General features: G+C 66.1%; 12 protein-coding genes. 3 read left to right on the forward strand and 9 right to left on the reverse strand.

Going from position 1 to position 22,459, the window contains the following annotated elements; translation table 11 throughout:
• Positions 1 to 135: 135 nt before the first annotated feature.
• The 4 genes from JHW38_RS10525 to pilG are packed head-to-tail and all read right to left on the reverse strand — an operon-like array spanning position 136 to position 3,544.
• Positions 136 to 2,154, reverse strand: coding sequence for a methyl-accepting chemotaxis protein (locus JHW38_RS10525; RefSeq protein ID WP_207525853.1), 2,019 nt, complete (start codon positions 2,152 to 2,154; stop codon positions 136 to 138).
• Between the two features lie 55 nt (positions 2,155 to 2,209).
• A complete protein-coding gene (locus JHW38_RS10530) occupies positions 2,210 to 2,749 on the reverse strand; it encodes a chemotaxis protein CheW (protein ID WP_207526332.1) in 540 nt (179 codons plus the stop codon).
• 10 nt (positions 2,750 to 2,759) lie between these two features.
• Positions 2,760 to 3,125: a response regulator gene (locus JHW38_RS10535; protein ID WP_207525854.1), complete on the reverse strand. Its 366-nt coding sequence runs from the start codon at positions 3,123 to 3,125 to the stop codon at positions 2,760 to 2,762.
• A gap of 20 nt (positions 3,126 to 3,145) precedes the next feature.
• The gene (gene pilG / locus JHW38_RS10540) at positions 3,146 to 3,544 is read right to left on the reverse strand and encodes a twitching motility response regulator PilG (protein WP_031372856.1); all 399 of its coding nucleotides are present in this window, start codon (positions 3,542 to 3,544) and stop codon (positions 3,146 to 3,148) included.
• 333 nt (positions 3,545 to 3,877) lie between these two features.
• On the opposite strand from pilG, the gene gshB reads away from it, so the two are divergent.
• From gshB to JHW38_RS10555, 3 genes are all read left to right on the forward strand, one after another.
• On the forward strand, positions 3,878 to 4,840 hold the full coding sequence (gene gshB / locus JHW38_RS10545) for a glutathione synthase (RefSeq protein WP_207525855.1): 963 nt from the start codon (positions 3,878 to 3,880) through the stop codon (positions 4,838 to 4,840).
• On the forward strand, positions 4,837 to 5,721 hold the full coding sequence (locus JHW38_RS10550; protein ID WP_207525856.1) for an energy transducer TonB: 885 nt from the start codon (positions 4,837 to 4,839) through the stop codon (positions 5,719 to 5,721). Before gshB ends, JHW38_RS10550 begins: the two co-directional genes overlap by 4 nt.
• A 186-nt stretch (positions 5,722 to 5,907) precedes the next feature.
• On the forward strand, positions 5,908 to 7,035 hold the full coding sequence (locus JHW38_RS10555; protein WP_207525857.1) for a cytochrome-c peroxidase: 1,128 nt from the start codon (positions 5,908 to 5,910) through the stop codon (positions 7,033 to 7,035).
• A 107-nt stretch (positions 7,036 to 7,142) separates the two neighbouring features.
• Here JHW38_RS10555 and JHW38_RS10560 read toward each other — a convergent pair whose 3' ends face one another.
• The 5 genes from JHW38_RS10560 to JHW38_RS10580 form a co-directional block, all read right to left on the reverse strand.
• Positions 7,143 to 7,571 carry a hypothetical protein gene (locus tag JHW38_RS10560; protein WP_207525858.1) on the reverse strand — a complete coding sequence of 143 codons (429 nt, stop codon included), beginning with the start codon at positions 7,569 to 7,571 and terminating at the stop codon, positions 7,143 to 7,145.
• Between the two features lie 500 nt (positions 7,572 to 8,071).
• Positions 8,072 to 13,468 carry an RHS repeat-associated core domain-containing protein gene (locus JHW38_RS10565; RefSeq protein WP_207525859.1) on the reverse strand — a complete coding sequence of 1,799 codons (5,397 nt, stop codon included), beginning with the start codon at positions 13,466 to 13,468 and terminating at the stop codon, positions 8,072 to 8,074.
• 101 nt (positions 13,469 to 13,569) lie between these two features.
• Complete coding sequence (locus tag JHW38_RS10570) at positions 13,570 to 21,078, reverse strand: IPT/TIG domain-containing protein (protein WP_207525860.1); 7,509 nt, start codon at positions 21,076 to 21,078, stop codon at positions 13,570 to 13,572.
• 99 nt (positions 21,079 to 21,177) lie between these two features.
• Entirely contained in the window at positions 21,178 to 21,561 is a 384-nt protein-coding gene (locus tag JHW38_RS10575) for a hypothetical protein (protein WP_207525861.1), read from the reverse strand.
• Between the two features lie 532 nt (positions 21,562 to 22,093).
• Positions 22,094 to 22,435, reverse strand: coding sequence for a hypothetical protein (locus JHW38_RS10580; RefSeq protein WP_207525862.1), 342 nt, complete (start codon positions 22,433 to 22,435; stop codon positions 22,094 to 22,096).
• Positions 22,436 to 22,459 lie beyond the last annotated feature (24 nt).

Genomic DNA, 22,459 nt, shown 5'->3' on the forward strand with positions numbered 1-22,459 from the left:
GATCCGTGGCTCAGCCAACGATGTGTCGGACGCTTCATCCTCGGTACAACCCTATTTCGTATGTCTGTTCCGGAGCCGCTTGCCGCTGCCGCCCTGCACTGCCACGCCTGCGCTTCAAGCGGCTCCTGCCCGCGCTCAGGCCGGCAGCTTGAAGTCGGCCACCGAACGGCGCAGGTCCGCCGCCAACTGCGCGAGGTTTCCAATCGACGCGGCGGTCTGGTTGGCGCCCTGCGAAGTCTGCGAGGTGATCTGCTGAATCGTGTTCATCGTCTGGGTGATGTTCGAGGCCGCGCTGGACTGCTGCTGCGCGGCGCTGGAAATGCCCTGAATCAGGTTCGACAAGTCCGACGACACCTTTTCGATCTCGCCCAGCGCGGTACCGGCGTCCTCGGCCAGGCGCGCGCCGGCGACCACTTCGGAGGTCGTCTGTTCCATCGAGCTGACAGCTTCGTTGGTGTCGGACTGAATTGTCTGGACCAGCGTCTCGATTCGCTTGGTTGCGTTGGACGCGCGTTCCGCCAGTCGCTGCACTTCGTCGGCCACGACCGCGAACCCGCGGCCCGCTTCGCCGGCCGAGGCCGCCTGGATCGCCGCGTTGAGCGCCAGGATGTTGGTCTGCTCGGAGATGTCGTTGATCAGTTCCACGATCGAGCCGATTTCCTGCGAGCTTTCGCCCAGCCGCTTGATTCGCTTCGAGGTCTCCTGGATCTGGTCGCGGATCGAGTCCATGCCCTGAATCGTCTGCCGCACCACGCCGGCGCCCTTGGTCGCGATCTGCACCGAGCGCTGCGCCACGTCGGCCGACTCGGCCGAGTTCTTCGACACCTGGTCGATCGAGGCCGCGATTTCGCTGATGCGGTCCGACGCCGAGTTGATCTCCTGCGCCTGGTGCTCCGCCGCTTCGGCCAGATGCATCGCGGTGGCCTGGGTTTCCTGGGCGCTGGAGGCGACCTGCACCGAGGTGTCGGTAATCGTCTGCACCAGGCTGCGCAGCTGTTCGACCGCGAAATTGATGGAGTCGGCGATCGCGCCGGTCATGTCCTCGGTGACGGTGGCCTTCACCGTCAGGTCGCCTTCCGCGAGCGAACCCATTTCGTCCAGCAAGCGCATGATCGCTTCCTGGTTGCGGTCGTTGAGTTCCTTGGTGGTCTGGTAGCGGCGCTGCTGGGCGTAGTTCAGCGAGAACAGCAAGCCGGCGATCGCGACCAGCGCGCCGAGGCCGGAGATGATCGACAGCCAGATGTTGCCGAGGAAGCTGGTGTCGCTCATCGAGCCGAACGAGGTCAGCGCCGAGAACAGCGACTGGCTGTCGGCGAGCATCTTGTCGGAGCCGCCGGTGATCGATTCGGCCGCGGCCTGGGCCTGGAACAGGTCCTTGGAGCTGGCCGAGATCGCGTCGAGGTCCTTCTTCATTTCCAGCCACAGCGCCTCGGCCTGGCCGAGCGCGGCCAGCGCGCCGCCGTTGCCGAGCGCGTTGACGCCGAACGAGGAGTCGCCCTTGCGCAGGCCGGTGAGGATGTTGCCGAACACGATCGCGTCGCGGCCGAGCGCTTCGCCGGCCATGCCGGCGCCGCTGCCGCCGGCGCGGATTTCGGTGATGCGGCGGGCCATCGTCGCCGACAGCACCACCTGGCGCAGGGCGATGTAGACCTGCGAGGACGGCGAGCCGGAGGCCGACATCGCGCGCACCAGTTCGTCCAGGCGCGCCTGCAGCTGCGGCACGCGGCCGGAGAAGCTGTCGGCGTTGGTCGCCAGCGCCAGCACCGCCTTCTCCGAGGCGATCACCTGGTCGGAGCTCTTGCCCATCGGCTCCCAGGTCTTGGTCGCGGTCTCGATCGGGCCGGACACGTTGGCGGTGTTGCCGTAGTTGTCGTTGAGCGACTTGATGTCGCCGTCGATCGCCGACTTGGTCGACTTGAACGCGGCGAACGCGTCCTTGTTGCCGCCGACCGCTTCGCGCGCCTGCACCGCGAGCTTCTGCGAGTTCACCTGCAAGCGCGAGGCCGCCGAGCTGGCGCCGCCCAGGCGCGCCGCCTGCCAGGTCGCGTAGCCGGTATTGAGGCCGAACACCAACACCGATATGCCCAGCACGATCAGCCAGGTATTGGCGCCCAGCATGCGGCTCTTGCCGGCGTTGTCCATCACAGTGCTCATGGTTCGGGAACCTCGGGTGTACGTGCGTGCGGTCTTGTTGGAGGAAGCGGCTGCGTCAGGCCGCTGCTTGTCGGAATTCGGGGGTGCGGGCCAGGCGGTCGAGGTTGAACACCCCCCAGGCCTGCTCGTCGACGCGGTAGGCGCGCTCGACGAAATGCGCGTAGCGGCCGGCGACCAGGGCCTCGGCGTCGTCCAGGGCGAGCAGGTTGTGCTCGTGGAAGCTGCGCTGGCCGTAGAGCTCGTCGATCAGCACCGCGACGTCGCCGCCGGGCTGGCGCACCAGCAGGATGCGCTGGCCTTCGTGCAGCACCGTGCGCTCGCCTTCCAGGAACTGCTTGAGGTCGACGATCGGCAACAGGTTGCCGCGCACGTTGGCCACCCCGAGCATCCACGGCTGCGCCCCGGGCACCTGGGTGACCTGGGGCAGCGACAGGATTTCCACCACTTCGGCGAAGGTCGAGGCGAGCCGGCGCGCGCCGATGCGGTAGCCGACGCCGCGCCACAGGCCGGGCGCGTCGAGCTGTTCGGGCAGACCGGCCACGTGCGCCAGCGAACGGCGCTCGTAATCGCTCAGCACATCGAACGGCGTCTTCAAAATCATCGTTTCACTTATCCAGCAGTTCTTTGATCCGCGCGATCAGATCGTCCTCGCGCGGCGGTTTGACGATGTAGTCGCGCGCGCCCTGGCGCATGCCCCAGGCGCGGTCGGTCTCCATGCCCTTGGTGCTGACGATCAGCACCGGGATCTGCTTGGTCTGCTCGTCCCGGCTCAGCGCGCGGGTGGCCTGGAAGCCGTTCATGCCGGGCAGCACCACGTCCATCATCACCAGGTCGGGCCGCTCGCGCTTGGCCGCCTCGATGCCGTCCTCGGCACTGCCCGCGGCGAACACCTCGTGACCGTTGCGTTGCAGCAACTGGGTCAGCACCGCGGTATCCGTCGGCGAGTCCTCGATAAGCAGGATGCGTGCCATGGTGTTGCCCTACCCCCCGGTCAGGCGTGTACGTGCTTGCGGATCGCGTCGAGGAGCTCCTCGCGCGTGAACGGCTTGGTCAGATATTGCTCGGAACCGACGATGCGGCCCCGCGCCTTGTCGAACAGGCCGTCCTTGGACGACAGCATGATGACCGGCGTGCCCTTGAACAATTGATTGTTCTTGATGAGCGCGCACGTCTGATACCCGTCCAGACGCGGCATCATGATATCCACGAAAATGATCTGCGGCTGTTGGTCGGCGATCTTGGCCAACGCTTCGAATCCGTCGATGGCCGTGACCACCTCGCATCCTTCGCGCTTCAACAGCGTCTCGGCGGTTCGACGGATGGTCTTGGAATCGTCGATCACCATGACCCTGAGACCATCGAGGCTGCCGCTACGAACCTCGTCGAGCATTCTTTGTATCCCCCATTGCAAACGCCTTGAAATCCCCGGGGCGTCGCGAAGCCGTCTTTATTTCAAGCCGCACGCAGGCTGTCAAGCACGCATTTCGCGCCCGGAAACTGAATACGCACGCCAAGCAGATCACAGGACAACGACTTCGGCGGTCACACTTCGCCGGACGCCGCTTCCCTCGGCTACGCCATCGTCCTGTCCTGCGCAAGGCAGGCGACCTGATCGCTGCGTGTCGCAAATGGACGCTGCACGGCCGTTTGCGACCCCTACATCATGACAGATACCGGCGACCTGCCTGCTACCATCCCGTCAATCTTTGAGGATTCCGTTGCCATGCCGTTGGACATCGTCGTCGTGATGGACCCGATCGGGTCGATCAAGATCGCCAAGGACTCTACCTTCGCCATGTTGCTGGAGGGCCAGCGCCGCGGCCACCGTCTTTGGTATGTGGCGCCCGGCGGGTTGAGCCTGGACGGCGGCGCCGCGCGGGCCAAGGTCGCGCCGGTGCGCGTGCGCGACGATAAAACCGGCTGGTACGAATTGGGAGATTGGTCACAAATCGAACTCGGCCCTGCGCACGTGATCCTGATGCGCAAGGACCCGCCGGTCGACGCCGAGTACCTGCACGACACCCAGATCCTCTCGGTCGCCCAGCGCGCCGGCGCGTTCGTGGTCAACGATCCGCAGGGCCTGCGCGACTACAACGAGAAGCTGGCCGCGCTGCTGTTCCCGCAGTGCTGCATCGACACCCTGGTCAGCCGCGACCCGGCCGAGCTCAAGGCCTTCGTCCAGCGCCACGGCCAGGCCGTGCTCAAGCCGCTGGACGGCATGGGCGGGCGCTCGATCTTCCGCGCCGCGGCCAGCGAGGCCAACCTCAACGTGATCCTGGAAACCCTCGGCGACGGCGGCAAGCACCTGGTGATGGCGCAGAAGTACCTGCCGGAGATCGTCGACGGCGACAAGCGCATCCTGCTGGTCGACGGCGTGCCGGTCGACTACGCGCTGGCGCGCATTCCGCAGGGCGACGAGTTCCGCGGCAACCTCGCCGCCGGCGGCCGCGGCGAAGGCCGCCCGCTGAGCGAGCGCGACCGCTGGATCGCCGCGCAGGTCGGCCCGGAGATGCGCGCGCGCGGCATGCTGTTCGTCGGCCTGGACGTGATCGGCGACTACATGACCGAACTCAACGTCACCAGCCCGACCTGCATCCGCGAACTCGACGAGCAGTTCGGCCTCAACATCGCCGGCCTGCTGTTCGACGCGATCGAAGCCCGCCTGTCGGCCGCGCGCGCCGCATGAGCGCGGCCGGCGTCCCGCACCTGCCCGGCGGCGGGCTGGCCGAGCCGCAGCGCTTCAGCGCGACGATGGTGCTGTCGGTGCTGGTCCACGGCATCGTCCTGCTCGGCGTCGGCTACACCCTGGAGAAGGCCGCGCCGGTGGCGCCGACCCTGGACGTGATCCTGACTCAGACCCAGACCGCGCTGACGCCGAAGCAGGCCGACTTCCTCGCCCAGGCCAACAACCAGGGCGGCGGCGAACACGACAAGAGCACGCGACCGCGCGACAACCAGTCCGGCCCGTCGCCGCAGGCCGAGGCCGGCGTGGCGCAGATGGCGCTGCGCGCGCAGTCGCCGGCGCAGCAGCCGCAGCCGACCGCGCGCGTGGTCAGCAGCACCCGCGGCGAAACCGCGACCGCGCGCGAACGCATCACCCAGACCCCGACCGAGCGCCCGCTGCCGGCCGGCCAGCGCAAGATCGAGCACGACATCGAGATGGCGCGGCTGGCGGCCGAGATCCACATGCGCTCGGAGCGCTACGCCAAGCGCCCGACCCGCAAGTTCGTGTCCGCCAGCACCACCGAGTACGCCTGGGCCGGCTACCTGCGCGGCTGGGCCGACCGGGTCGAACGGGTCGGCAACCTCAACTACCCCGACGAAGCGCGCCGGCGCAAGCTCGCCGGGCAGGTCGTCATCAGCGTCGCGGTGCGCCGCAACGGCAGCGTCGAGCGCACCGACATCGTCCGCAGCAGCGGCATTCCCCTGCTCGACGATTCGGCCCTGCGCATCGCCAAACTGGCCGAGCCTTACCCGCCGCTGCCGAAGACCGAAGAAAATCCGGACATCCTGCACGTGACCCGGACCTGGAACTTCCTGCCGGGCGGGTCGCTGGTCGACGAGTAAGCCGCGCCGCGCCCGCGATGCCGCGGCGCAGGCATGCGGGGCGCAGCCGTACGCACGCTCAGGCGCGAAAGCGCACAGGCGTACAAACGCAAACGGTTCGGCGACGGGTAAATCGTCTTCGGCTCGCGCTATCGTGGGCGGCGCGCCCGCACGCGCGACCGTCTCCGGTTCAATGGATTGAAACGCATGCCCGTGTCCCGCCGCCACGCCAGACATCCCGCCCGCCGGTTGCCGGCCGTCGCCCTCGCCGCCGCGGTTTGCGCCGCGCTGCTGCTCGGCGCCTGCGGGCGCGACGCGCCGGACGCTGCCGACGCCCCCCCTGCCGCCGCGGTCGCCGATGCCGCCGCGCAAGACCCGCGCTGGGCCGCGCTCGGCGCACGCCTGTTCGCCGACGCCCGCCTCAGCGCCGACGGCAAGGTCAGCTGCGCCACCTGCCACCGCGCCGAGCATGCGTTCTCCGACGGCCACCCGGTCTCGGTCGGCGTACACGGCAAGACCAGCACCCGCAACGCGCCGAGCCTGCTCGATGTCGCGCAGTTACCTCACTTCTTCTGGGACGGGCGCGAAGCAAAGCTCGAAACCGTGGTGCTGCAACCGCTGACCAACCCGGTCGAGATGGGCCTGGGCTCGCGCGACGAACTGCTGCAGCGCCTGTCCGCCGACCCGGCCTACGCCGCCGCGTTCGCCGAACTCGGCGGCGTGTCCGCCGACGCCGCCGCACGCGCGCTGGCCGCCTACCTGCGCACCCTGCGCAGCGGCGACAGCGCCTTCGACCGTTACCAGGCCGGCGACCGCACCGCCCTCGACGCCGACCAGCAAGCCGGCCTCGCGCTGTTCACCGGCAAGGCCGCCTGCAACGAGTGCCATCAACTGCAATCTGGCCGCGCGCGCTTCACCGACGACGGCTTCCACCACCTCGGCGTCAACGACGGCGCCATCGCCGGCCGCGTCGCCGGTTTGATCCAGCGCCTGGACGGCCGCCGCGACCTCGGCGAAGCCGTACTGACCGAAACCGATATCGCCGGCCTCGGCCACTTCGTCGCCAGCCGCAAACCCGCCGACCTCGCCGCGTTCCGCACGCCCTCGCTGCGCAACATCGCCCGCACAGCGCCGTACATGCACGACGGCTCGGTGGCGACGCTGGAGGAGGCGGTGGATCAGGAGGTGTACTACCGCGGCATCAACAAGGGGCGGCCGTTGTCGATGACGGTGGAGGAGCGGCGGCAGTTGTTGGCGTTCTTGCGCGGGTTGTCGGATTCGACGCCAACCGCCACCGCGACGAGGGCCGCGATCGTTCCACCAGCCCGCCCCTGAGCGGAACGCGTCGCGCGAGACGGCTTTGTCGGCTCCGCCATCGCAACGATGGCCGCCATCTGCCGCACGAGCCGAATCGCCGTGCTTGCGCCTGGACTAAAGCGCGCTCAGATGCCGCTGTCCCTGGTTCGCGGATTGGCGATCAGGTCGGCCAGCACTTTGGGATCGTTGGAGAACTTCACGGTGATCATGGCCGGGAAGTACACCATCACCGTTTTCTCGCGCATGTAGTAGAAGACGAAGAAGTTGTCGCGCCCAAGACGAACGCCGACCTTTCCGGACAACACCCCAAGGTCGGACACTTGCCTGAAGCTGATGTCCGGGTGCACCAGGGCCACCAGCTTGCGGGCGCATTGCGCCGCATAGGCGACCGCCGCGTCCTTGCCGGTCACATCCTTGCCGTTGAGCGACAGTACATAACCGCCGCGTCCGTCGGGACGCATCTCCGCCACCAGCACTTCGCGCTCCGCGCACGCGGCCTGCGCCGCGCCGGGGGCGGCGGCGGCGAGCAACGCGAGCCATAAACCGAGTTTCATCGTTTCATTCTCCCGTGTAGCGCCGGAACATACTGTTCGAATCGGCGACGGAAGCTTTGAAACCCCACTCCTCCGCGACTCGCGCACTTCCCGCCATCGATGTGGCGGAAACCATTGCTGCTCGCCCCAACACAGCACTGCAACAAATCACGGCAGAACAGACAGCTCTCCGAGCTCGACCTCGCTGTCGAACGAACCCCGGCCACCGAGCATCAACTCGCGAGAACGCAAAACCCTGCCATCCTGACACCGAACGGTGAAGTAGTACGCCTGTTTGTTCGCTGGAACCACGAAACTGGCGGTGAATGCAGTCGCAACCCCACGGGACGAACTCGTCGTCCCGGTCGACGCCCGAACCAGGCTGAGCGTGCAGTCTTCGCGTGCGGCTCCCGAATCGCTCGCAGGTACGGTTCCGGAAACCCGAACCGGCATGTCTCCACCGAACGCGGCGCAACCGCTCGCCAATAGGACCGCAACCAGCGGAGAAAGAAAACATGGCTTTACTTTTCGCATTTGCTTCCCTTATTCAGGCAGTTTTCGAAATTCGCCTGATTCTGGTCCGCGAAGGCGTTCGCAGGGTCCTCGAAGCGGTTGCCTTTGTCCGGCCCATTGCGCAAATACTCGGCAGCGTAGGCCGTTCGCGAAATCTTCCCGACATTCCACTGGTGAATTACGTGGTAGTACTCGTGAAGCACCAGGTGCGGATTGGAGAAGAACTGACCCACGGAAAAGTCCGGGGGCAGCCGGATCGAATTCTTGCGCGTGGTGATCCATTCGTTCTTCACGAACCTTTTGTTCCTCACATCCACGCCTGAGATCGACTCACCAAAGATCAATTTGAGGCAGTCCGCCATCAACCCGGATGCAGGCGCCAGTCCCAGCGGATCGGCCAGACTGACCGGGTCGCCTTCAACATACGCATAAGGGTTCAACCCTCCACTCAGACCGATCGGATCCTCGCTGATGAAGCGCGCCATGCCTGGATGGTAGTAGCGCGCACGGTAGTAATACAGTCCACTGGCATCCATCTCGCGACCTGTGTATTGGTAAGGATTGTCGAATCCAGCCTGAGATGCCTGCGTCTGTCCGTAAGGGGTGTAGTCGTAGCGTTGCACCACAGCGCCAGCGGCATTGCTCAGCGCCTTGGTGCTGCCAAGCGCGTCGACCATGAAATAAGTCCGCCCAGACGCATCGGTGCGCGCGAAACGCTCGTCGATGTCCAGCCCGGTCAAGATTCCACTGACTCTTGCGCCACGGCTCTCCTGTACGGCATCCAACCCATCGTACAGATACTGCACGGATTGGCCGTTTTCGACCTTGCCGACGCGCCGGCCGAGCGGGTCGTAGACGAAGCTGGCTATGGTCTGGCCTTCTTGCTGGATCTGAGTCAATTGGCCGCGCCCATTCCAGACATAGGTACGGCTTCCGTCGTCGACGAGATTCCCATTGGCGTCGTAGTTGAGCGTCCGATCGCGGTACCGGGTCTGGCGTTGGTTGTCGTCGAACGTATTTCCATCGCTGACCTGCGGCAGCAAAGTGTTGGCCCACGAACCGGTCTGCGCCACACGTTGTCCGGTTCGGTCGTAGCCGTACCCCATGGTCCCAAGTACAGAGCCATCGGCACCGGCATAAGCCAGTCCGGCCAGATCGCCGGCCGGATTGAACTCATAGGCAGCGACTACCCCGTTCGGCAGCGTAACCGTCTTGCGACGACCGGCTTCGTCGTAGTCGAACAAAACGATCTCGCCTGCTTGCGCGATCCGACGCAGTCTATTGCCGTCGTCATAGCGATATTCGACCTTGGCCTGGCTACCGGCGGTCATGCCTATCCTCCGGCTCATCACGTCGTACTCATACGCAACCGAGCCCGCGGCGCTGGTTTCCGTCAGCACCCGATCGAAGTCGTCGTAGTCCCAACTGACCGTTCCAGCAGCGGAATCCAGGATCTGGCGGCGCCTATCGCCCGCGTCGTACACGAACGCCTGGGTGCTGCCGTCGGCCAAGGTCGCGCCGCTGGGCCGGCCCAGCTCATCATAGCTCACGCTGGATGTCTTTCCGGCGCGGTTCGTGTGAGTCTTGACCTTGTCCCCATCGAAGTAGGTCCAGGTTTCGGCTTGCCCCAGGGCGTCGCGACGCTCGACCAATCGATCGCGATCATCGTATGCATACGTGATTCCGTTGCCGTGCGGCAACAACACTGCCGTCAAGTTGCCGTTGTTGTCGTAGTCCAGCTCCATCATCCGCCGCATCGGGTCGGTTTGGCTGCGCATTCGGTCGCTGCTGTCGTAGCTGCGCCGGGCGATCCGGCCCTCCTCATCACGTACCACCACCAATCGTCCGAGTGAGTCATAGGCGAACCCCGTGGCGCGCCCCAACGGATCCACTACCGCCGTCAGCTCGCCGCCTTCATAGCGATACGTCACCGTATTGCCTTTGTTATCGGTCACCGCGATCCGCTGCCCAGCCGCGTTGCACTGGATGTCGACGACCCGGTTCATGGCGTCGGTAACGCGGGTCAGGCAATTATCGGTGTACTCGAACGTCGCCCTGCGATTCAGCGGATCGGTGACGCTGCCGACCAAACCATCTGCTCGATAAGACACCCGGATCGACCGCGATTTCGGCGTACCCGCCATTTCGGTCATTTGGGTCAACTGGTCCGCTGCGTTGTACTGGTATTCGGTCTTTCTCCCCAGCGGATCGGTACGCACCCGAACTTGGCCGGAGGCATAGCGCTCGAACAGGTACGTTTGCTCCTTGTTGGTTCCGTAGCCGTAGGTGTCGCTGATCGGATAGGGCGCGGCGTTCTCGTCGAACACCACCCGCCGCTTGACTCCGTCCGGGCGCGTCACCAGCACCGCCAGATGGCCTTCGGGCGTGTTGCTGTATGCGAACGTGAAGATGCTATTGTCCGCCAGCGTTTGCTTGGCGATGCGGCCGATCCAGCTGCCGTACTTGGGATATTCGTTGTAGACCACGCGATGGCCGCGCCGGTCGATCACCGACTCCATCACGTGCTGCATCAGGTAAGTGCCAAGTTTCTTGTGGTAATCCGCGTACAGACAATAGCGATAATCGACGTTGATGCCCTCGGGACATACTGCGAAATCATCCGAGAACGAGCTCACCTTGTAGGTGTACTTTTGGGTCGTCAGGTCCGGGTAGGTCACCGTCTTGAGCAGGCCTTGCTCGTTGTACTCGTACCCCCAGGTTCGCCCGGTGTGGTCTTTTACAGCGCTGATCCGGTTCTGGTTGTCGTAGGTAAAGCCGACGATGCGTCCGTTCGGCGACACCAACTGGCTCAGCAGGCCGGCGTTGTAGACCAGCCGCGTCTGGTTGCCGAACCGGTCCTGCACCCACTGCAGGCGGGTGTTGTTGTAGCTGCCGAACTGCATCTGCGAGCCGTCGCGCAGGGTCACGCGGTAGGCGCGGCCGTACGGCTGCTCAGGGTCGGAATCGAAGATCGAACGCATCACCGCACCGGCGAACGCGCTGCGCGATCCGTTCTGTCGCCACTCGCCCTGCGCGCCGCTGCCGGACAAGCGGTCGAACTGCACCGCCGAACCGTTCGGCAACACCATGCGGATCGCTGCGTAATCGTCGCCGGTGCGCTGCAAGTAGTGGCCGAAGCCCAACGACATGCCCAGACCGAACTCGCGCTTGACCATGTCGCGCGGGCGGTAATGCCGTTCGACCGTCAGCGGCACCACGTCGTTGATCGTCACGTCAGTGTCGGCGTAGATGAAATCGCCGGTGTGCAGATCAACGGGATCGCCTTCAGTACCTGGCCCACCAAGCTTGGCGCCATTGACTAAGCACATTTGGGGTTTGCATTCGCCATCTTGATCCGGCGGCATGCCCTCCTTCGGCGGCGGATCGTTGTTCGGCACGCTGTACATGCCGCCCATCGTCTGGTGCAGCGCCACGCCGCGCTCTGGTTCGAACTGGCGGCCATCGGCCGAGACCGTGCCCTGGCCGTACACCCGCCAGCCTTCGCGCGGGTCGTAGATCCAGAAGTCCGCCAGCGTGCCCGCCGGCTTGCGGTCGTAGTTCGGGTAGTACACGCGGATGCCGCCCGACGCGGCCGGGGTCAGGCCCTGCACCTGGGCGCCGCCCGGTTCCAGGGTGAACGCCATCGGGTGGTTTTCTTTGACCGGGAACGGCGCGCGGTTGACCGGCGTCGGCACGATCGCCAGTTCGGTCACCAGTTGGCCCTTGCGGTCGCGGATCACCGCGCCGGCGGGGATCCGCAATTCCAGACCCGGCATGTCCGGGTGGCCGATGCGCATCTCCTGCTTCAGCGGCGAGGCGATCTTGATCTTGTCGCGCGCGGTGATGCGCGGCAGGTGCAGCAGGTAGTTCAGTTCGGTCAGCTTGCCTTTCGCCACGCGCACGCCGACCACGAACTGGCCGTATTCGGCCTGCGCGGTGTTGGCGCTGCTGCCGTCGACGTACAGTTCCTGCCAACCGGCCGCGGCGTCGAGCAGGGTGAACCAGCCGTCGGCGTCGGTGCGCGCCTTGTGCGCGCCGATGCTGACTTCGACGTTCGCGACCGGTTGTTCGTCGACGCGTACGACCCGGCCGCGCACGACGGTCACGCCGTACAGCGCCGCGGTCTTGGCCATCGACGGGTTCGGCGTCGGCGATTGATCCGGCGTGTAGATGCGCCAGCGGCTGTCGGTGTTGTCGGCGCCGGGTGACCACACGCCGTCCTTGAGTTCGCCGCGCGCGCGGCACGGGGCGTACCAGGCGCCCTTTTGTACGCAGCGGCGCGCGTCTTCGTCGCCGGTGATCTGCACGTCGGTCGGCGGCGTCGCCGGCGTCTGCTCCGCGTTCAAGGCCGCGGTGCGGAAGTCGATCGCAACGGTCGCCAGCGGCTGGCCGTTGCGGCCGCGCACGCCGTCGATCAGCAGGGTGTACGGCGAATCGGGGAACAGCGCCTGCTGCGGGGTCACGAACGCGAGACGGCCGCCTTCGGCGGGCACTACCTTGGCGACGGTGCGGCCGCCTGGGCCGAACAGCACGACGCTGCTGGCGTTGACTTCGCTGGCTTGCAGCGGCTGGGTGAAACGCAGCCACAGGCGGCCATCGGGGGCCACGTTCTGCGCTTTCGCTGCCGGCCACGAGGCGGCGAGCACCGGCGCCGCCTTCGCGGCATCGGCGGCGCGCGCAACCGGCGTAGTTGCAGCGAAGCTTTGCGTTTGCGGATCGAAGCGCGCGTCGCCGCTCACGCGGCGGCCTTGCGCATCGACGCCGCCAGTCAAACGCACGCTGCCGTCGGCGTCCAGTGCGCCGGCATGGCCCAGGCGCGGCGGCGTCCACGCGCCGCCGACGATCTGCACCGCGTCGTCGCGCGAATCCCACAATTCCGCCTTCGCGACGCCGGCGACGCCCGGCGTCCAACCGCCGCTGAGCAACAAGCGGCCGTCGCTGAGCAAGGTCGCCGCATGGCCGGCGCGCGGCGCCAGGCCCGGCAACTGCGCTGCCGTCAGCGTCTGCGTCGCCGGATCGAACCACAGACCTTCGGTGTGCACCTGACCGGCGGCATCGACGCCGCCCCAGACCAACACCCGGCCGTCGGCGAGCACGCTGACGCTGGCCAGCCGGCGCGGCGAACCCAGCGGCCAATGCCGCACCTGGCTGCCTTGCGCATCGTCGCGGCGCAGGCTCAGGCCGCGGCCGTCGCGTTCGAGCACCAGCCAGCGTCCGTCCGGCAACTGCGCGCGCGCTTCGCGCGACTGCAGCGCCAGTTGCTGCGACAGCGACACCGGCAACGGCTCCAGCGCCGCGCCGACGTCGCCCGGCCGCAGCGACACCGCGCCCAGCGACAGGCCCAGTGCCAGCGCCATCGCACCGATGCGCCAGTTCTTGCGCGTTCCTTGCTTCATCCGCAGCATCGCACTTCTCCCGATCCTTCAGCAGCTTGGGCCGTCGGCTGAAACCGACATCGAACCCTGGTGACAGTCGCGCTCAATCGATCCGACGAACTCGCGAGGTTTCAAGGAACCGCAGCGAGCGTGAACTGCGCACTCGCCGTGCCCCCGTGGTTCGGATCCATCCACACTCGGTAACGCCCGGCCTCGGGCAGCGGCGGCAGGTCGATCCGGAAATCGCTGGAAGACTCGTAGGTGCGCCAATGGCTTCCGTCGGGCCGGTAGACCCAGTACGACACGCCGCGATTGCCCGGCGCCGAGGTCTGATTCGATACGTTCAACGCCAGCGTCTCGCCGGCGCTGCCGTCGAAGTACAACCAGCGATCCTGTCCGCGCCGCTCCAGCGTCGCGCTCGCGGCGACGCCGCGGGCCAGCGTTTGCGATTCGATCGCGCTCAAGTTCGCCTTGAAGCTCATCGTTCCTTGCCCGGGAGCGCTGACGACGACGCTGTAGGTTCCCGCCTCCAGGTCGTCCAGATCCAGGTCGCAACCTTCGTAGAACGCATAGCAATACTGGTACGTGCGGCGACTGCCGTCGGCCCTGAGCACGTCCACGAAAAAATAGGAATCGCTGCTCAAGGACAGGTCGAAAAGCCCCAGGCCCAGATCGGCGCCGGACTCCGCGGAGAAGGTCAGGTAGGCATTTTGGCCGCGGACTTGCGTGCCGATGCCGACGGCCGCGGCTCCGGTAACGAGCGAGCGGGACTGGCCGGAGAGCAGGGTCAGCTGGGCCGAGACGACAGCCCCGTACTGAGGATCGACGAACACCGTGTAGTCGCCGCTCGCCGGCAGATTCCACAGATTCATCGTCAGATCGGCGCTGGTGTAGTTCTGCAGCAACACACTGCCGTCGGGTTTGTAGACCGTGTAGTAGACGTAGTTTCCGACAGGCGTCGTGACTTGAGCCGAGACATTCAATGCCAGGGTTTGCCCCGACTGCGCCGCGAACCGTATCGCCGCATTCTGGCCGCGCCGCGCCAGCGACAGGTTCGCCGGAACATCCGGCGTCAGCACAACCGTCGCGTCCGCGCTGAGGCTGGCCTTGAAACTCATCCGCCCGTTGCCGTCGTATGGCGGTACGACGATCACGGAGTACTTGCCGGCGTCGAGATTGCGCAGGTCGAATTCGCAACCGCCGTAGGAGGCATAGCAATAGTCGTACGTCAGTTGGGTTCCGTCCGGCCGGTACAGATAGACAGCGACGTAGCTGGTCGAACCCGGCGTGGCCAGGTCGCCGATGCCGAGACCGAGATTCGCGCCCTGGGCTGCGTCGAAGGTGAAGTAGCTGCGCTCCCAGGGCGTTGAGCTTTGATAGTCCGCCGGCGCGCCGTCCACGGCGAGACCGTCGCCCGTATCGAGTTCGACCTGCGCTGTCGCAGCCGCGCCGTATTCCGGATCGACGAACAGCAGGTACTGGCCGGTGGCCGGCAGGTTAGCCAGGTTCAGGCTCAGGCCTGTGGTCGAATACGTCTGCTGCAACACGCCGCCGTCGGGCTTGTACACGGTGTAGGTCTGATAGCTGCCGACCGGCGTGGTCGCGAAGTTCGAGGCGTTGATCGCCACCGTCTGGCCGGCCGTGCCGGCGAAACTCAGACGACCGTTCTGGCCACGACGGCTCAAGACCAGATCGAGCGGAACGTTCGGCGACAGCGTCGCGATCAGGTCCGGGCTCAAGGTGGCGTTGAAGCTGAAGCGGCCGTTGCCGTCGTACGGCGGCGTCACCACCACGCTGTAGGTGCCGGCGGCGAGATTGCTCAGCTCGAAGTCGCATCCGCGGTAGTAGGCGTAGCAATAGTCGTAGGTGAGCTGGCTGCCGTCGGGGCGATACACATACACGCTGACGTAGCTGGTCGATCCCGGCGTGATCAATTCGCTGATCCCCAGGCCGAGGTTGGCGCCCTGCTCCGCGGTGAAGGTGAAGTAGGCGCGTTGCCACGGCGTCGAACTCGAATACTGCGCCGGTGCGCCGCCCATCGCGAGGCCGTCGCCCGTATCGAGTTCGACCTGCGCTGTCGCGGTGGCGCCGTACTCGGGATCGACGAAGACCGTGTATTGACCGCTCGCCGGAAGATTCGCCAGGTTCAGGCTCAGGCCTGTGGTCGAATACGTCTGCTGCAACACGCCGCCGTCGGGCTTGTACACGATGTAGGTCTGATAGCTGCCGACCGGAGTGGTCGCGAAGTTCGAGGCGTTGATCGCCACCGTCTGGCCGGCCGTGCCGGCGAAACTCAGACGGCCGTTCTGGCCATGGCGGCTCAAGACCAGATCGAGCGGAACGTTCGGCGACAGCGTCGCGATCACGTCCGGGCTCAAGGTGGCGTTGAAGCTGAAGCGGCCGTTGCCGTCGTACGGCGGCGTCACCACCACGCTGTAGGTGCCGGCGGCGAGATTGCTCAGCTCGAGGTCGCATCCGCGGTAGTAGGCGTAGCAATAGTCGTAGGTGAGCTGGCTGCCGTCGGGGCGATACACATACACGCTGACGTAGCTGGTCGATCCCGGCGTGATCAACTCGCTGATTCCCAGGCCGAGATTGGCGCCCTGCTCCGCGGTGAAGGTGAAGTAGGCGCGTTGCCACGGCGTCGAGCTCGAATACTCCGCCGGTGCGCCGCCCATCGCGAGGCCATCGCCCGTATCGAGTTCGACTTGCGCTGTCGCAGCGGCGCCGTACTCGGGATCGACGAAGACCGTGTATTGACCGCTCGCCGGAAGATTCGCCAAGTTCAGGCTCAGCCCCGTCGTCGAATACGTCTGCTGCAACACGCCGCCGTCGGGCCGGTAAACCGTATAGGTCAGATTGCGGCCGGCCGGCGTGGTCGCGAAGTTCGAGGCAGTGATCGCCACCGTCTGGCCGGCCGTGCCGGCGAAACTCAGACGGCCGTTCTGGCCGCGGCGGGCCAGGGCCAGATCGAACGGAACGTTCGGCGACAGCGTCGCGATCACGTCCGGGCTCAAGCTGGCTTTGAAGCTCAGCCGGCCGTTGCCGTCGTACGGCGGCGTCACCACCACGCTGTAGGTGCCGGCGGCGAGATTGCTCAGGTCCAGCTCGCAACCGCCGTAATAGGCGTAGCAATAGTCGTAAGTGAACTGGCTGCCGTCGGGTCGGTAGACGTACACGCTGACGTAGCTGGTCGAACCCGGCGTGACCAGATCGCTCAGCCCCAGGCCCAGGTTGGCGCCCTGCTCAGCGGTAAAGGTGAAATACGCGCGTTCCCACGGCGCCGAGCTCGAGTACTCCGCGGGCGCACCGCCGGTTGCGAGACCGGAACCGCTGTCGAGTTCGACCCGCGAGTTCGCGGTCGCCGCGTATTCGGGGTCGACGAACACCGTGTATTGCCCGTCGACCGGCAAGTTCGCCAGATTCAGGCTCAATCCGTTGCTCGAATAGCCCGACTGCAGGAAGCCGCCGTCGGGCTTGTAGACGCTGTACGCCACGTTGCGCACGCCCGGCGCAGTGACGATGTCGGCGACGTTCAGGCCGAACGTCTGCCCGGCCGTGCCGGCGAAGCTGAGCCGCGCATTCTGGCCGCGGCGGCTCAGCGAGAGGTTCAACGGCACGTCGGGACTCAGCCTCGCGCGTACGTCGGCGCTGATCACGCTGTTGAAGCTCATCGTGCCGTCGCCGCCGCTGGGCGCGGTGACCGTCACGCTGTAGGTGCCGGCGACCAGGTTCGACAGCTCCAGGTCGCAGCCGCCGTAGTAGGCGTAACAGTAGTCGTAGGTCTGGGTGCTGCCGTCGGGACGGTAGACGTACACGCCGACATAGCCGGTGGATCCCGGCGTCGCCAGATCGGTGATGCCCAGCCCCAGATTGGCGCCCTGTTCCGCGGTGAAGGTGAAGTAGGCGTTCTGGCCCGGAGCCTGGGTCAGGAAGCTGCCGGGATCGCCGTCCGGCGTTACGGTCTGCGCCTGTCCCGACACCAGAGTCAGCCGAGCGCGGACTTTCTCGCCGTAGTAGGGATCGATGTAGACCAGGTAATCGCCGCCGACCGGCAGGTTCCACAGGTTCAAGGTCAGGTCCGTGCGCGCGCCGCCTTGCTGCAGCACGGCGCCGTCGGGCTTGTAGACCGTGTAGTACACGTCGCGTCCTTCCGGCGCGGTGACCTGCCCGGCCACGGTGAAGGCGAAGGTCTGCCCGGCTTCGGCGCTGAACTTGACCCGCCCGTTCTGGCCGCGTCGGTCCAGCGCCAGATCGATCGGCGCGTTCAACGCGGCCGTTGCGACCGCATCGGCACTGAGCGTCGCCTGGAAGCTCACGGTCGAGGCATCCGACGGCGGCACTATCAACACGCTGTACTCGCCTGCCGCAAGACCGGCGAGATTCAGATCGCAACCGCCGTAGTAGGCGTAGCAGTAATCGTAGTTCAGCTGGCTGCCGTCGGGACGGTAGACGTAAACGTAAAGAGGATTGCCCGAACCGGGCGTCGATACGTCGGCGAGGCCCAAGCCGAGGTTGTCGCCTTCTTGCGCGGTAAAGGCGAGATAGACGTACTGAGAAGGCACCCGCGTGGCGATATTGCGCGGCTCCGCGCCCTTCTCCAGCCGGCCGACTTCGCCGGGCAGCAGAACCACTGTGGTCTTGGCGGTCTCGCCGTATCCCGGATCGACGAAGATCAGATAGTCGCCGCTCACCGGCAGATTGCTCAGATTCATGGTGAGCCCGGTCTGGGTGTAGCCCTGTTGCAGGCTGCTGCCGTCCGGCTTGTACACGGTGTAGTAGACGTAGCGATCCGCCGGCTCCGTCGACTGCTGCGACACGTTGAACGCGAACGTCTGGCCCGCCTGTGCGGTGAAGCTCAGGCGCGCGTTCTCGCCGCGCTTGGTGAGGTCGATGCTGTTCGGCGAGTTCAGCGCCAACGCGATCTTGCGGTCGTGGCTCAGGGTCGCCTTGAACGCCATCGTGCGGTTGCCGTCGTAGGGCGGCGTCACCACGACGTTGTAGGTTCCGGCGGCCGGAATGCCCATATCCAGCTCGCAACCGGCGTAGTACGCATAGCAGTACTGATAGCCCAGCTGGCTGCCGTCGGGCCGATACACATAGAGGCCGACATAGCTGCCGCTGCCCGGCGTGACCAGATCGCTCAAGGCCAGGCCGAGCGTATCGCCTTGCTCGGCGTCGAAACTGAAGTAGACGTTCTGTCCCGGCGTCTGGGTTTCGAAGCTGCCGAGCGAGCCGCCCGGATCCGGGCCTCCGACCTGCCCGGACACCAGCTTGGCCTGCACCTGCGCGGTCTCGCCCTGGCCCGGGTCCACATAGATCAGGTAATCGCCGGTCGCCGGCAGGTTCGGGAGGTTCAAGGTGATCGTGGAGCGGGTGTTGCCTTGTTGCAGCACGCTGCCGTCGGGCTTGTACACGGTGTAGTAAACGTCGCGATCGGCCGGCGCCGTCGACTGTGCGGAGACGTAGAAGGCGCGGGTGTTTCCCGCTTCGGCGGAGAAGGTCAGGCGTGCGTTCTGGCCGCGCCGGTCCAGCGTCAGCGCGAGCGGCGAATCGACCACCAGGGGCGCGACCGCATCCGCGCTCAACGTCGCGGTGAATCCCATGCGGCGCTCGCCGTCCGAAGGCGCCAGCGCCACGGCGGTATAGGTGCCGGCCGCCAGGTTGGACAGGTTGACGTCGCAGCCGCCGTAACCTGCGTAACAGTATTCGTAAGCCAACTGGCTGCCGTCCGGCCGGTAGACGTACAGGTAAATGCCGGCGTTGCTGCCCGGCGTGATCAGATCGCTGATGCCCAAGCCGAGATTGGCCCCTTGCGCGGCATCGAAGCTGAAGTAGATGTTCTGTCCCGGCGTGCCGGTGAGAAACTCGGCGCTGCTCTGCCCGGGCTCGATTCCACCGGACTGCCCGGACACCAGGGTCGCCTGCGCCGTCAGGCTTTCGCCGTAGTACGGATCGACATAAACCGAGTAGTCGCCTGCGACCGGCAGCCGCGCCAGATTGAGGGTCAGGCCGGTGCGCGCGCTGGCTTGCTGCAATACGCCGCCGTCGGGCTTGTAGACGGTGTAATAGACCTCGCGGCCCGCCGGCACCGTGGTCTGGTCGGCGATGTTGAAAGCGAACGTCTGCCCGGCCTGGGCGGCGAAGCTCAGGCGAGCGTTCTGCCCGCGCCGCGGCAACGCCAGCGTCGCCGGGGTATCCGCGCTCACGGCGATTTCCCGGTCCGCGCTGACCGTCGCCTTGAGCGAGAGCGTGCGCGCGCCGTCGTAGGTCGGCCAGATCACCACGCCGTACTGGCCCGGACTCAGCGCGGGCATGTTCACATCGCAGTCGTAGCCGGCGTAGCAGTACTCGTAGGCGTACTGACTGCCGTCGGGCCGATAGACCACCACCTGCTGATAGCTGGTCGATCCTTCGGTGACCAGATCGTGCAGACCCAGGCCGAGGTTGGCGCCGGCAGCGGCTTCGATGATGTAGCGCTTGTTCTGGTAGGCGACGTTGGTCGAAATCGCCAGAGGCTCGGCTTGCAGGCCCAACACCGCATTCTTCTCCCAGCCGAGGCTCCACGACGCCGCCGCGCTCGGCTTGAGCAGCAACAGGTGCAGGCCGGCAACCAGGCGCGGCAAGTGCGCGCTCGGCGCGGTCGCGCTGACGCTGTTGCTGGCCAGCAGCCGGTTGTCCGGTGCGTACAGCGAGTAGCTCACCGAACCGACCAGATCGCCGAATTGCAAACTGGTCAGGTCGCGGCCGTTCGAATCGAGCAGCAATGCGACGTATTGGTTGTCCTGCGCCGTCGTCAGGATGCGCGGCGCCGCGTCCAGGTTGAGGCGGCCGCCGTTGACCACATCGGCAGCGGCGACGCCCGCCGGCACCACCACGAACTCATCCGCGCTCTGCGCGCTGCCGTACGGCGTGCTGACCGTGATCCTGCCGCTGCCGGCGCGCACCGGCACCGGGAACGTCAACTGGGTCTGGCTCGAGGTGCCCGGCACCGCGATGCGGTCGCCGAGCAGCACGCGGGTCAGGTCCGGCGCCGGATACAGACGCTGGCCGGTCACCGTGACCTGCGTTCCGGCGACGCCGATCAGCGGCGACACGCTCGTTATCTGCGGCGGCTGCGCGTCTTCGTCGACGACGAAGTCGGCCGGGCCCGACACGGTCTGCGTTCCCACCGTCACCGTCAACGGACCGGTGCTCGCGCCCGCCGGCACCGTCACTTTCAGTTCGGTCAGCGTCGCCGACGTCACCGTCGCCGCGACGCCGCTGAAGCGCACGACGTTGTCGCCCGCGGTCGTGCTGAAACCTTGCCCTTGGATCGTCACCGCCACGCCGGTCGCGCCGCGCGCCGGCACGAACGAGAACACCGCCACCTGGCCCGCGGCCAGGCGTTCGATCTTCAGCAGATTGCCGACCTTGTCGTAGACGTAGCGCGCGCTTTCGCCCGACTGCTCGTTGACCATCACCACCAGGCGGCCGTTGTCGTCGTAGACGTACTTGGTCGCCAGCGCCAGCGAGCCGCTGACCAGCAGCGCCAGGGCCAGCACGATCACCCAGCCGCGCGAGAGAAGGCCGAAGCGCCGACGCGGCGAATGCGCATCGTGCTGCGGCCGCGCGCCCGTATCGTTACGGGCAGGGTGCATACGCTGTTCCATGACGCTTTCTCCAAGCGCAACCCGGTCGGCCCGGGTTTCCTGATTCGCATCCGGCATACCGCCGGCGGGTTTACAGCGGTCTTTCGTTTACGCGCCGCCCGGCGCCGCGGGCGGCTTCGGCCGCGCGCCGTCCGGCAGCGTCTGCGTCACTTCGATTTCCTGCCGCCCCGCCGGCTTGCCGGCGATCGCCACTTCCATCACGTAGCGACCCAGCGCCCATGCGCCCGCGCCTTGCTTGACGAATTCCAGGTTGGTCGTCGCCGCGCCGCTCAAGGTCAGGTCGGTGTTCTGCTCGCCGACCACCTGGCCGTTGCTCATCTCGATCAGCTTGACCGACACCGGCACGCTCTTGGCCGAACCTTGAGTGCGCAGCGAGGCGATGATCTTTTCCTGCGGCAGGAACCGGGTCAGCGGCATCACCGTGCCGTCGGGATTCGGGGCCACGCCGACATCGAGCGCGAACAGCGTCAATCCCTGCGTTTCGACCTGCGCGCTTCCGGTGCTGCTCGCAGCCGCAGCAACGACTTGAGGCTTATCGGTCTGCCTGTCGCAACCGGCGCTCAGCACTGCGGCTGTCAATGCAGTCAAAAGAACTGGAACCGATCTGATCATTGGTCTGGGCTCTCCCGAACGATCCAAGTCTGCGTTATCGCATCGACTCCGACAAAATCTCAAGACATAACCGGGACGCACTTTATCCGCATGCACATATAAAACGTGCTTCCCGCGAGCATAGAAGACCAAGAAAATCCAGGGATCTAGCCTCTCGACCGCGCTCGTCGCACTCAACCTGCGCCATGACGTCAAGGCCGATTGCGAACTTCCTCCACGAGCCTGCACGACGTTCGCGTCAGAAGCAGCAGGCGCGCCAGTCCTCAGTCGCGCTCCGGGCCCATCAACGCTGCACGCGAATCGAAATGCATCAAATCGCGCCAGCACAGCCTGACTTTCGCAAAATCAGAATCAAGCGCACCGCAAAGGCACACCGCTCACGCAACCGCTTTCAACGAGACTTGAAGTAGCCGACCCGCTTGAGCTGTCCCAGATAACGCCGCCGGAACGACGACACGCCCGGAATCAGCGACAGCAGGAAGCACGCCACGAACCAGATCACGAACCCGTCGCGCTCGCGCATCGCCGTGCGCCATGGCCCGTACTCGAACAGCGCAAGGAACGGCAGAAACACCACGACAGCGAATGCGAGGTACGCCAGCAGCCCCAGCAGCACGCGCAACGGACCAGGCGCTCGCGCGGCCGCGAGCAAGGCATTGGCGTATCCCGCCAGGAGCGCCGGCCAGGCCAGCGCCCACAAGGCGAAGTACAGCGGTACAGCCAACCAGATCAATTCGACCTCCCGATCCGCAGCCTC

It is taken from the genome of Lysobacter enzymogenes (assembly GCF_017355525.1).
GTDB classification, from domain to species: Bacteria; Pseudomonadota; Gammaproteobacteria; order Xanthomonadales; family Xanthomonadaceae; genus Lysobacter; species Lysobacter enzymogenes_C.

Excerpts from the sequence above, each read along its gene's own strand:
- JHW38_RS10525 (WP_207525853.1), bottom strand. The coding sequence starts at position 2,154 with ATGAGCACTGTGATGGACAACGCCGGCAAGAGCCGCATGCTGGGCGCC.
- JHW38_RS10535 (WP_207525854.1), bottom strand. The coding sequence starts at position 3,125 with ATGGCACGCATCCTGCTTATCGAGGACTCGCCGACGGATACCGCGGTG.
- pilG (WP_031372856.1), bottom strand. The coding sequence starts at position 3,544 with ATGCTCGACGAGGTTCGTAGCGGCAGCCTCGATGGTCTCAGGGTCATG.
- gshB (WP_207525855.1), top strand. The coding sequence starts at position 3,878 with ATGCCGTTGGACATCGTCGTCGTGATGGACCCGATCGGGTCGATCAAG.
- JHW38_RS10550 (WP_207525856.1), top strand. The coding sequence starts at position 4,837 with ATGAGCGCGGCCGGCGTCCCGCACCTGCCCGGCGGCGGGCTGGCCGAG.
- JHW38_RS10555 (WP_207525857.1), top strand. The coding sequence starts at position 5,908 with ATGCCCGTGTCCCGCCGCCACGCCAGACATCCCGCCCGCCGGTTGCCG.
- JHW38_RS10560 (WP_207525858.1), bottom strand. The coding sequence starts at position 7,571 with ATGAAACTCGGTTTATGGCTCGCGTTGCTCGCCGCCGCCGCCCCCGGC.
- JHW38_RS10565 (WP_207525859.1), bottom strand. The coding sequence starts at position 13,468 with ATGCTGCGGATGAAGCAAGGAACGCGCAAGAACTGGCGCATCGGTGCG.
- JHW38_RS10570 (WP_207525860.1), bottom strand. The coding sequence starts at position 21,078 with ATGCACCCTGCCCGTAACGATACGGGCGCGCGGCCGCAGCACGATGCG.